The 11,879-nt window shown below is 60.3% G+C and carries 4 protein-coding genes; 2 read left to right on the forward strand and 2 right to left on the reverse strand.

Annotated features, from left to right (window positions below):
• Window positions 1-20: 20 nt before the first annotated feature.
• Window positions 21-1,106: an ABC transporter substrate-binding protein gene (locus tag ACM6IT_RS01865; protein ID WP_056724399.1), complete on the forward strand. Its 1,086-nt coding sequence runs from the start codon at window positions 21-23 to the stop codon at window positions 1,104-1,106.
• Between the two features lie 6 nt (window positions 1,107-1,112).
• Here the strand turns inward: ACM6IT_RS01865 and ACM6IT_RS01870 are convergent, their stop codons facing one another.
• Entirely contained in the window at window positions 1,113-1,331 is a 219-nt protein-coding gene (locus tag ACM6IT_RS01870) for a DUF2970 domain-containing protein (RefSeq protein WP_056724401.1), read from the reverse strand.
• Window positions 1,332-1,510: 179 nt separating this feature from the next.
• Between ACM6IT_RS01870 and ACM6IT_RS01875 the strand changes: the two genes are divergently transcribed.
• The gene (locus tag ACM6IT_RS01875; protein ID WP_414917367.1) at window positions 1,511-8,107 is read left to right on the forward strand and encodes an NEL-type E3 ubiquitin ligase domain-containing protein; all 6,597 of its coding nucleotides are present in this window, start codon (window positions 1,511-1,513) and stop codon (window positions 8,105-8,107) included.
• Between the two features lie 53 nt (window positions 8,108-8,160).
• On the opposite strand, the gene metH is transcribed toward ACM6IT_RS01875, so the two are convergent.
• Window positions 8,161-11,871 (reverse strand): methionine synthase, encoded by a 3,711-nt coding sequence (gene metH, locus ACM6IT_RS01880; RefSeq protein ID WP_056724404.1) that lies wholly within the window; start codon window positions 11,869-11,871, stop codon window positions 8,161-8,163.
• Window positions 11,872-11,879: the final 8 nt, after the last annotated feature.

The following is an 11,879-nucleotide window of genomic DNA, read 5'->3' on the forward strand; positions in this document are numbered from 1 at the left end:
TCCGGGGGCTCGGACGACCAATGCTGAAGTTTCTGTGTGGCGTATTACTGACGCTGGGCATGGTCTTGGGACCTTGTGCCCAGGCGGCGTCAGTGCTGTTCCTGAATCCGGGAACCCCCACCGAGGCTTTTTGGGTGAGTTATTCGCAGTTCATGCACGCCGCGGCGACTGACCTGGGGATGGACTTGCGCATCCAGTATTCCGACCGTGTCTCCGAAAACACTCTCCGCCAGGCTCGCGAAGCCCTTCAGGGCCACCATCGTCCCGACTACCTGGTGTTCGTCAACGAGCAATACATCGCCCCCGAAATCCTGCGGCTGGCCAAGGGCAGTGGGGTAAAGCTGTTCATGGTCAACAATGCCCTGACCCCGGATCAGATGAAGCTGGTCGAAGCCCGGCCTGACAAGTATCCCGATTTGCTCGGCAGCCTGGTGCCCAACGACGAGGAGGGCGGCTACCTGATGCTCAAGGAGTTGATCCGACAGCACGGCCCGGTAGCCCCCGGCCAGACCATTGAGTTGCTGGCTTTTTCCGGATTGAAGATCACCCCGTCCGCGCAATTTCGCGAGAAGGGCATGCGGCGTGCCTTGGCCGAGCACCCCGAAGTGCGTTTGCGGCAATTGGTGTACGGCGGCTGGACCCGGCAACGTGCCTGCGAGCAGGCCCGGTTGCTGTTCAAGCGCTACCCGCAGACGTCGCTGGTCTGGGCTGCAAATGACGAAATGGTGTTCGGCGTGATGCAGGCGTATGTCGAAGCGGGAGGTGTGCCGGGCAAGGGCGTGCTGTTCGGCGCGATAAACAATTCACCCGCCGCGTTGCAAGCGCTGCTGGACCATCGCCTGAGTGTCTTGCTGGGCGGGCACTTCACCCTCGGTGGCTGGGCGCTGGTGCAATTGCATGACTACGATGAAGGTGTGGACATCAGCCAGTACGGCGGCCGTGACCGGCAGATTCCGTTGTTGCAGCTGATCGATCGGACGCAGGCCAGGCGGTTGCTGGCGATGGACACCGCGCAGGACTTCGGCGTGGATTTCCACAAACTCTCGGCCAAGGGACGTCCCGCGTCCTGGCGTTACCCGTTCACCTTGCAAACCCTGATGCACTGAGTCTGATCAAACCCCGGCCAGAAGCAGCACCAGCTTGACGATGCCAAACAGCGTCAATGCAAACACCGCCGTGAACATTATCCCCAGAATCACGAAATGACTCGGCTTGCCGTGAGTGAAATCTCGGGCCCGGTTCTTTCCGCTCTGCACCCCGAATGCCGCCGCCATGACGCTGTGCAGCATTTGCCAGAAGGTCGGCGGCTTGTTGTCGGCTGGATCGGCCATAAATCCCTCGCCTGTCAGTAGGTCCTCAGAGCATAGACAATCCAGCGGCCGGTGGTGGGGTCGGCCGGTCCGCGGATCGACGTATTTTGAAATCAGTCTTGAGCGGTGCGATAACTATCTACCGCAGATGCGGTTCGCTGAAATGGTGTCCTGTCGTTCCATTTTTCAGGAGCGACACTATGTCTACCCATCCTCCATCCGTGCCCCGTCAACATTTGGTTCCGGGCCGAAACAGCATTCATCGCGAACTGCTTGAACAACAGACGCCTGATTGGTTGATCGATGCCACGCCGCAGCGGCGAGCTGCCATAAAAGCGAGCGGTTCGCTCCCGCCGCAGTGGTACCAGCGAGCATCCCGCGAGCAAAAGCAGGCACTGAAAGACCTTTTCAACGACAGTTTTGTGTCCCAGGCCCGGCTCGACAAGACGATGTCGTCGCTGCCGGACGCCGAAAGCTTTGCCGAGCCGATACTGCGCAAGGCCTTGAAGGAGCAATTTGGTGTTGAGGTCGACGTCAACAAAACCCTGGTGTGCCTCAGGCGGGCGCTGGAAGTCAGCGCCCTTGAAATAGAGATCGCCTCGTTCGAGGTGATGAAGCTTTCGTTGTTGCAAGCGGCATTGCACAACTTCGAAGCGTCCGAGTGTGAGGAGGGCGCCTTTCATCGCGGGTCCGGGTTTGTGATCGAGACATCGACGCCAGGCACGTTCGAGGTCGCTACCTTCAGCATGTCGGTCAGGCAGTTCCTCTCACTCTGTCGCAAGCTGGATATCGGCGAGCAGTATCAAACCCGACTGAAGGCGTTTTTCCAGCCAGCGGATGCGCAGAAGGAAACGGCATTGCGCGAGCAGTTCGTTGCCAGCCAGAAAGCGGCATTGAAGGCAGCAGCCGAACTGGCGCTGCTGAAAAAGGACATCGAGCCCGATGATTACGAAATGATTCTTTCGGTGGTTAACGGCGAAGTTCATCCCCGTCTTGGCAACAGGCCTGTCTGGTTTCGCGACCTGAGTTTGATGAAACGCAGGATGACAGGCTGCGTCGTGTTCGGCATCTGTGAACAATATCGCTATAGCAGCGATTTCATCGTTTACATTCCCCATGATCCGGAACATCCGCTCAAACGCTATACCCCTGAGCGGATGAGGGCGGAATTCAAGCGGCAATTCACAGCCCTTGGCGCATCGCCGTCGAGTGATGGCCCGACGGAGCACCAGCGGTATTTCAGCCAATTCGTCGCTTACGCCGACCGGCCTTACTATTTCAGTCAATTCACCCGTAAAGCCGCGGATGCTCCCGCCGATCCATTGCACTCCATTTGGGTGAAAGTCGCGCAGTACATTCCCGTGCTTTCTCCCGTCGCCCGCATCAAGGAGTTGCCACCTGAGCATTCGGTCAAACGTGAGCGGGTCGAAGATCCCTACCTCGATCCTGTTGACGTCACTCGCAAAGGCGCGGCCGGAATCTGGTCCGCCAACACCGATCTGTGGACTTATCTCTACGAGCAAAACCGCGCCAAGGTGATCGCCGATGCACGCAGTCATGCTGTGCCCACGGCTGACGTCGATGCAACGGTGCGGGCGAAAAAGCTCAATCACCTGCTGGAAATCGGCATGCTGGGCTTGAACATGGTGTCGATGTTCGTACCGGTGCTGGGCGAGATCATGCTGACGGTGATGGCCGGGCAATTGCTGTACGAGTCGTTCGAGGGCGCGATCGAGTGGAGTGAGGGGGATCGCACCGCGGCCAAGGCGCACCTGATCGACGTGGCGGAAAACCTGGCGCTGATCGCGGCGATGGCCGGGGCCGGCAAGGCGCTGGGCAAGCTAGTGCCACTCGCACCGGAGCCCGTGATTGAAGGGCTGGACGCCATCAAGCGTGCCGATGGCACGACTCGGCTGTGGAAACCCGACCTGAAGGCCTATGAGCGCAACGTTGAGCTGGGCGATGACATTGTCCCCAATTCCTTGGGACAGTTTCGCGCGAACCGCAGGACTTACATCCGCCAGGCGGGCAAGGTGTATGAGATCACCTTTGATTCATCAGTGAAAAAATGGCGCATCAAGCATCCGTCCGATACCGGGGCCTGGCGGCCGATTCTCGAACACAACGGCCACGGTGCCTGGCGCCATACGCTGGAACGTCCTCTGGAGTGGGACCGTTTGACCCTGTTGCGGCGCATGGGCCATGCGACCGAGGCCCTGACGGACGAACAACTGCTCACCCTCGCCGATGCCAGCGGTGCCACTGACAATGCCTTGCGCAAGATGCACCTCGATCACCTGCCTCCGCCTCCGGGGCTGGTTGAGTTGTTGTCGGCGTTCGAGGCTGCCCCGGGGAGCTCCGAGGCGGGCAAGGGGCCGGTGGCGACGTTGCGGCGAGCTTGCCCGGGGCTGAGTGAATCCGCGGCCAACAGGGTGTTGCAGGATGCCAATGCCGAGGAGCTGGCGCGGTGGCAAACGACGCGGCGGATCCCCTTGAACATGCTTGAAGAGGGCCGCTGGTACGCACGCCAAGGGCGCGTCAACCAGGCCTTTGCCGGGTTGCATCTGGAGCGTATGGCGTCGGCGGACAGCCGATGGCTCGCCCTGCATTCCCTGGAAAAACTGCCGGGCTGGTCCGACAGCGTGCGCCTGGAAGTGCGCGACGGTCACGTCGAGGGGCCGCTGATCGATGGCATTGGCAGTCAAACTGCCGTCACGCGCAAATATGTGGTCAAGAAAGGACCGGCTTACCAGGCGTTTGATGAGCGCGGCGAGGAGCTCAACGGCATTCCTCGAAATGAAGACAATTTTTACTCGTCGATCATGCACGCCTTGCCCGACTCAGCGCGCCAGGCGCTGGGTGTTCCCCATGTGGCTCAGGGCAGCCAGTTGCGCAAGGCAATCATCGACCATGCCGTTGCCCATCGTGGCGAGCTGGCACAAAGCCTGGAGACACGCACTGGCAAGCACGCGAACTTCAAGCCTCCGGTCCGGATCAACGAACGGTTGGTGGGGTACTACGCCAGCGGGCGCGGGCAAGGGATCAATCCTTCGCTGGCGAGTCGGGTTCGGGATGTCTATCCGGCGCTGACCGAACAGCAGGCCAACGGATTTGTCCTGGCGCAGCTGCGTGCGGGGAAAACCGACGGGCAGATTTACGGTTTGTTGCAGACCCGCCTGCGCGAGTGGGAGACGCTTGAGGCTACGCTCGATCATTGGGTGGGCGAGCCATCGCCGAACGCTGCCCTGGAACTCATGTTGGGTGGCAAGGCCTCGGTCGCGCAGAGCCTCAAGCAAAGCTGGCGCAACTCGCCGTTGGCTGCAGAGCAGGCGCGCTTCACATTGCTTGAGCTGACCTGTGACCAAGCGCTTCCTTCGTTGCCTGCCGATTTCTCCCATGTGCGTGATCTGTACGTCCGGGGCCGCTGCATCACCGATGCCAATGCCGATGCACTGCTGGGCAATTTCCCCAAGTTGAGAAAACTGCGGATCAACGCCACGGGCAATCAGTTCAGCAATGTGCCCGAAATCATCGGTACGATGCCGGAGCTCACCGATCTGAGCCTGTACTCATCCGCTCCCTACGCCGCCGACATGCCGACGAGGCTGGGCGCGTTGACCAGGCTTGAGTACCTCAATGTCTATTGTTCGGCGTTTACGCCGATTGCGCTGGATGTCAGCCAGTTGCGCAATCTGCGCCTGCTGGAAGTGCTGGCACCTTCATTGTTCGAATGGCCCGCCGGGGTGCTCGAACTGCCGCGACTTGAGCGATTGAATCTCAAGGGCACCGGGATCAGGACATTGCCGGACGGCATTTTCAACGGCCATGAAACACTCTGGTCCGGACTGTCGCTGGACTGGTCGAATTTCCTTCGTGAAAACTTCAGGCCGGCGTATGAGTACGCCAAAAGCCTACCCCCGCACCTTGTCGATCTCGAGGAAATGGTCAGGGACTACAGCAAGGGTGAGTTGAGACGCCTTGGCGAAGGCCTCAACGAGAATCACGAGACCTTGTTCAATCGGTTTGTCGAGCAGTGGCCGGACGCCGAGGCGAGGTACGGAGCGATCGAAGCCTTGAGTGAGCAAAACACTGTACTCAACCGCAACCTCAATGACTGGGGTGAAATGCCGATAGCGGTCAATGAAATGACAGGCCGGATATTAGCGACAAGCTCCCTGAGAGCCTGCTGGCGCAAAGGCGTATTCAAGCGCTACGGCGCTAGAGCCGATGCCTCGGTGCTCGACTTGCCTAATCTGGGGCTGAGTAGTTTTCCCGAGTTGCCGGCCGGTGCTTTCCCGGAAGTGCAAACGCTGTATTTGCGAAGCAATCAAGCGCCCGCAGCACAGATTCGCGGTTTCATCAGCGGTTTTTCCGAACTTCAAACACTCGAATTGCGTGGTTGCGGCCTGACCGAAATCCCCATCGGACCCAAAGATCTCGGAAAATTGACTCAACTGGATCTCTCCAGTAACGCGATTGTTGTCGATTCCGGGGTTCAGCAAGGTCTCGATGGGTTGAAGATGCTCGAATATCTGGACCTTGGCAGCAACCCCCTGAACACCCTGGACGTCAGCGCAATGACTCACCTCAAGGCCTTGAACCTGCGCGCGACAGAGCTGGGGGAGTGGCCGGCAGGTGCCCAGGACTTGCCGGATCTGACCTGGCTGGATTTACGCGACAGCAAAATTTCCGAGCTGCCGGGGGCGGTGCTGGAAAATGAGGTGTTGCTCAAAACCAATCTCGGCGGTTCGCCCTTGACCCCTCAGGCTGACGCAATGCTCCGGACCGCCTGGCAGCGAATAGAAGCGGCCAGAGTACTTCCAGAGGGCACCCTGCAGCGGTTCGCCCTGGAGCCGATACCGCTCGGTTTTCCGCCGTCCGAGAGTGGGTTTTCCATTGCGCAGCATTTGCTGACGCTGCCTGAGGTACCGGCGGGAGAAGGGGCCGAGGTTTTCACAAGGCGTCTGCAACGTTTAAAGCCGGCACTGGCGGATGATGAGGCCTTGCAAGCGCTGGAACAGATGCGCGAGCGCGGGGTGACCGAGGTGCAAATCAGCGAGCGCCTTGCCGGTTGGGAACAGACCTTCGAAGCGCTTACGCGTCAGTTGAACGGCTGGATCTTCACACGGGGAGTACGCGACACAGGCTGGATAATATCTTCAAGCATTCGCCGGTTGGGCGCCTTGCGCATCCTCGAATGCTGGCGCCAGGGCCTGGCCGGCGTGGAGGGGGTTGCCAATGCCGTTTTGGATCTGAGCGGCCTGCAACTGGGCGATCTCCCTACGTTGCCGGGAACATTCGACCACGTTGGCAGGCTGGACCTGACCGGAGTAAAACTGACCCGAACAGGCTCCGACGGGTTCCTCGCCGCCTTTACCCGGCTCAAGACCCTGGAACTCAATGGCAATGGGCTGGAGGCAATACCCGAGCCTGTCCAGCACATGGATAGACTCGAGCGCCTGGAGCTGTCTTCGAACCGGCTGGACGATGCCGAACACTTGTACGACTCGTTAAGCAATCTGGAACGTCTGAACCAGCTTGATCTGAGCTACAACGAACTGGAGTCCTTCGACCTCGACGTTTTCGAAGCGCTGGTGACACTCGATCTGCGCAATAACAATCTGACGCAATGGCCTGGCGGTGTGCTGGATGCCGCCCACCTCCGGGTCCTGAACCTGAGTGGTAACGGCATCACATCGGTTCCGGCGCAGGCGCTGGATGGCAATCACAACGTCCTGATGATCGGCATCGACCTGAGTGATAACAACCTGGTGCTTGAGAGTCTCGAGCGCTTGAGGGACTACCGTGACTCGGGAGCACGGGACACCGTGCTGGGCCTGTCGCGCGATGAACTCGACGAGTTACTCGATGATGCTCAAGACCAAGGCGACAGTGACAGCATTGAGTCGGATGAAGAACTCCCTGACGTTGAGCCTGATTCCGCGCAACAGGCCCCTTGGCTGGCCAATGCGCCCCCGGAGGAACTGGCCGGTAAAAGCGAAATCTGGAATCAACTGGCGGCCGAGCCGGACAGTGCTGCGTTCTTTCATTTGCTCGAGCGACTGCAAGACACCCGGGAGTTTCGGGTGGCCAATGCCGATTTGACACGACGGGTCTGGACAGTGATGGAAGCCGCGGCCAGCAACAGCGAACTGCGGGAGGTTCTGTTCGCCAGTTCGAGTACTCATGGCACCTGTGTCGACGGGCGAATCCTCACGTTCAGCGGGCTGGAAAGCAAAGTGTTCACCCACAATGCCTTGCTCGACATTGCGCCTGGAGGCCTGAGTGTGAAGGGGCAGGCACTGCTGAAGCTGTCCAGGCAACTGTTTCGACTGGACAAGATCGATGATCTGGCGACCAAGGCCGCGGTTCGATCCGGTGGGGATGAGGCCGAGGTGCGCCTGGGTTATCGAATCGGCCTGACGGAGGGTTGGGATGACGGCCTGATCCTGCCGGGTCAGCCGAAACACATGACGTATGCGTCGGGCGTCACGCGGCAACAACTGGCGGACGCGCGCGCGGAGGTCGTCAATGCGGAGCAGTCCGACGGGTTTTACGAAGACTTGATCCAGCGCGACTATTGGGTGAGCTATCTGAAGGAGAAATACCCTGAAGAGTTCACGGCACTTGATGAAGCGGAGAATCAGGCGGGGGAGGAGGATGACGTCGATGACGCTGCCCTTTTGACTCAGATGTTCGAACAGACGGCGGCGCGCAACGCGAAGATGATCGAGTTGTCCCGCAAGGAGGTTGCGGGTGAAGAACCGCAACCAGGGACATCGGCCGGGAACAGCTGAATCAGCCGCTGGACAACCACTGTGGGAGCAAGCTCGCTCCCACAGTGGGTCACTCAGTTGTCGTAACCCAGGTTCGGCGCCAGCCAGCGTTCGGTCACGCTCAACTCCTGGCCTTTACGCGAGGTGTAGCTCTGCACCTGGTCCTTGTCGATCTTGCCCACGGCAAAGTATTGCGCCTGCGGGTGAGCGAAGTACCAGCCGCTGACCGCTGCCGCCGGGAACATCGCGTAGTGTTCGGTGAGGAACACGCCGCTGCGACCTGCGCGCATTTCCTGGGCCTCTGGGTCGAGCAAGGCGAACAGCTGGGCTTTCTCGGTGTGGTCCGGGCAGGCCGGGTACCCTGGTGCCGGACGGATGCCGCTGTACTGCTCCTTGATCAGCGCTTCGTTATCCAGCACTTCATCCTTGGCATAACCCCAGTAGTCTTTACGCACCTGCTGGTGCAGCCACTCGGCGCAGGCCTCGGCCAGGCGGTCGGCCAGGGCCTTGACCATGATCGAGTTGTAATCGTCGCCGGCGTCCTGATAGGCCTTGGCCACTTCTTCGGCGCCGATCCCCGCAGTGGTGATGAAACCACCCACGTAGTCAGTCACTTCACTGTCCTTGGGCGCGACGAAGTCGGCCAGGGAGAAGTTCGGCTTGCCGTCGGTCTTGATGATCTGCTGGCGCAAGTGATGCAGCTTGGCCATCGGCTTGCCGTCATCGCCATAGAGCTCGATGTCGTCGTCATGCACCTGGTTGGCCGGCCAGAAACCGAACACCGCGCGGGCGCTGATCAGCTTCTCGTCGATCAGTTTGGTCAGCATTTCCCGGGCATCCTTGTACAGCGAGGTGGCGGCTTCACCGACCACTTCGTCCTGGAGGATGCGCGGGAACTTGCCGGCCAGGTCCCAGGAAATGAAGAACGGCGTCCAGTCGATGTATTCGGCCAGGACGTTGAGGTCGATGTTGTCCAGCACCCGGGTACCGGTGAAGGTCGGTTTGACTGGCGTGTAGCTCGCCCAGTCGAATTGCGGCTTCTTGGCGATGGCCGCACCATAGCTCAGACGCTCGGTGCGGGCGCTGCGGTTGGCGGTGCGCTCGCGAACCTCGATGTAGTCCTGGCGGGTTTTCTCGACGAAACCGGCCTTGAGCTCCTTGGACAGCAACTGCGTCGCCACGCCCACGGCGCGGGAAGCGTCGGTGACGTAGATCACCGCATCGTTGCTGTACTTGGGTTCGATCTTCACCGCCGTGTGCGCCTTGGAGGTGGTGGCGCCACCGATCATCAACGGCAGGTGGAAGTCCTGGCGCTGCATTTCGCGGGCGACGTGGACCATCTCGTCCAGCGACGGGGTGATCAGGCCGGACAGGCCGATGATGTCGCACTTCTGTTCCTTGGCCACTTGCAGGATTTTCTCCGCCGGCACCATCACGCCGAGGTCGACGATGTCATAGCCGTTGCAGCCCAGCACCACGCCAACGATGTTCTTGCCGATGTCGTGCACGTCGCCTTTCACCGTGGCCATGAGGATCTTGCCCTTGGCTTCAGGCTTGTCGCCTTTTTCCAGTTCGATGAACGGGATCAGGTGGGCCACGGCCTGCTTCATCACGCGGGCGGATTTCACCACTTGCGGCAGGAACATTTTGCCGGCGCCGAACAGGTCGCCGACGATGTTCATGCCGGCCATCAGCGGGCCTTCGATCACTTCGATCGGGCGGGCGAAGGACTGGCGCGATTCTTCGGTGTCTTCGACGATGTGAGTGGTGATGCCCTTGACCAGGGCGTGCTCCAGGCGCTTGTTGACGTCCCAGTTGCGCCACTCTTCGGTCTCGGCTTCCTTGACGCTGCCGTCGCCCTTGTACTTGTCGGCGATGGCGAGGAGGGCGTCGGTGCCTTCCGGGGTGCGGTTGAGGATCACGTCTTCCACGGCATCACGCAGTTCCGCCGGGATCTGGTCGTAGATCTCCAGTTGCCCGGCGTTGACGATACCCATGGTCAGCCCGGAGCGGATCGCGTACAGCAGGAACACCGAGTGGATCGCCTCGCGCACCGGGTTGTTGCCACGGAACGAGAACGACACGTTGGACACGCCGCCCGAGGTCAGCGCATACGGCAGTTCGTCACGGATGTAGGCACACGCATTGATGAAATCGACGGCGTAGTTGTTGTGTTCTTCGATACCGGTGGCGACGGCAAAGATGTTCGGGTCGAAGATGATGTCTTCCGGCGGGAAGTCCACTTCGTTGACCAGAATGTCGTAGGAACGTTTGCAGATTTCCTTCTTGCGCGCTTCGGTGTCGGCCTGGCCGGCTTCGTCGAAGGCCATCACCACCACGGCGGCGCCGTAGCGCTTGCACAGCTTGGCGTGATGGATGAACTGCTCGACGCCTTCTTTCATGCTGATCGAGTTGACGATGCCCTTGCCCTGGATGCACTTGAGGCCGGCTTCGATCACTTCCCACTTGGAGGAGTCGATCATGATCGGTACGCGGGAGATGTCCGGTTCGCCGGCAATCAGATTGAGGAAGGTCACCATGGCCTTCTTCGAATCGAGCATCCCTTCGTCCATGTTGATGTCGATCACCTGGGCGCCGGCTTCGACCTGCTGCAGGGCGACTTCCAGGGCTTCGGTGTAGTTGTCTTCGCGGATCAGGCGGGCGAACTTGGCGGAACCGGTGATGTTGGTGCGCTCGCCGACGTTGACGAACAGCGAGTTGCGATCGATGGTGAACGGTTCAAGGCCCGAGAGGCGGCAGGCCTTCGGGATGTCCGGAATCTGGCGCGGGGCATAACCGGCCACGGCCTTGGCGATGGCTTCGATGTGCCCCGGCGTAGTGCCGCAGCAGCCGCCGACGATGTTCAAGAAGCCGCTCTGGGCGAACTCTTCGATGACCTTGGCGGTTTCCGACGGCAGTTCGTCGTACTCACCGAATTCGTTCGGCAGGCCGGCGTTCGGGTGCGCGGAAACGTGGGTGTTGGCCTTGTTCGACAGCTCTTCGAGGTACGGGCGCAATTCTCGGGCGCCGAGGGCGCAGTTCAGGCCGACGGAAATCGGCTTGGCGTGGGCCACGGAGTTCCAGAACGCTTCGGTGGTCTGGCCCGACAGGGTACGGCCCGAGGCGTCGGTGATGGTGCCGGAGATCATGATCGGCAATTCAATGCCCAACTCCTCGAACACGCCTTGTACGGCGAAGATCGCCGCCTTGGCGTTGAGGGTGTCGAAAATGGTTTCGATCAGGATCAGGTCGGCGCCGCCTTCGATCAGGCCCTTGGTGGACTCGGTGTAGTTTTCCACCAGTTCATCGAAGGTCACGTTGCGGTAGCCGGGGTTGTTCACGTCCGGGGACAACGAGCAGGTGCGACTTGTAGGACCGAGCACGCCGGCAACGAAGCGCGGCTTGTCCGGGGTTTCCAGGGTCTTGGCGTCGGCGACCTTGCGCGCCAGGCGCGCGCCTTCTACGTTTAATTCATACGCCAGGCCTTGCATGCCGTAGTCGGCGAGGGAGATCTGGGTGGCGTTGAAGGTGTTGGTTTCGAGAATGTCGGCGCCGGCGTCCAGGTAGGCTTTTTCAATGCCGCCAATCACATCCGGGCGAGTCAGTACCAACAGGTCGTTGTTGCCTTTGACGTCGCTTGGCCAGTCAGCGAAGCGTTTGCCACGGTAATCCTGCTCTTCGAGCTTGTAGCTCTGGATCATCGTGCCCATACCGCCATCGAGAATCAGGATGCGCTCTTTGAGGGCGTGCTTGAGAGCTTGAAGGCGAACGCTGCGATCGGACATTTGGACTA

The sequence above is a fragment of the Pseudomonas sp. IT-P4 genome (assembly GCF_949767755.1).
GTDB lineage: Bacteria > Pseudomonadota > Gammaproteobacteria > Pseudomonadales > Pseudomonadaceae > Aquipseudomonas > Aquipseudomonas monachiensis.

Coding starts and splice junctions, on each gene's coding strand:
- ACM6IT_RS01865 (WP_056724399.1), top strand. CDS start 21: ATGCTGAAGTTTCTGTGTGGCGTATTACTGACGCTGGGCATGGTCTTG.
- ACM6IT_RS01870 (WP_056724401.1), bottom strand. CDS start 1,331: ATGGCCGATCCAGCCGACAACAAGCCGCCGACCTTCTGGCAAATGCTG.
- ACM6IT_RS01875 (WP_414917367.1), top strand. CDS start 1,511: ATGTCTACCCATCCTCCATCCGTGCCCCGTCAACATTTGGTTCCGGGC.
- metH (WP_056724404.1), bottom strand. CDS start 11,871: ATGTCCGATCGCAGCGTTCGCCTTCAAGCTCTCAAGCACGCCCTCAAA.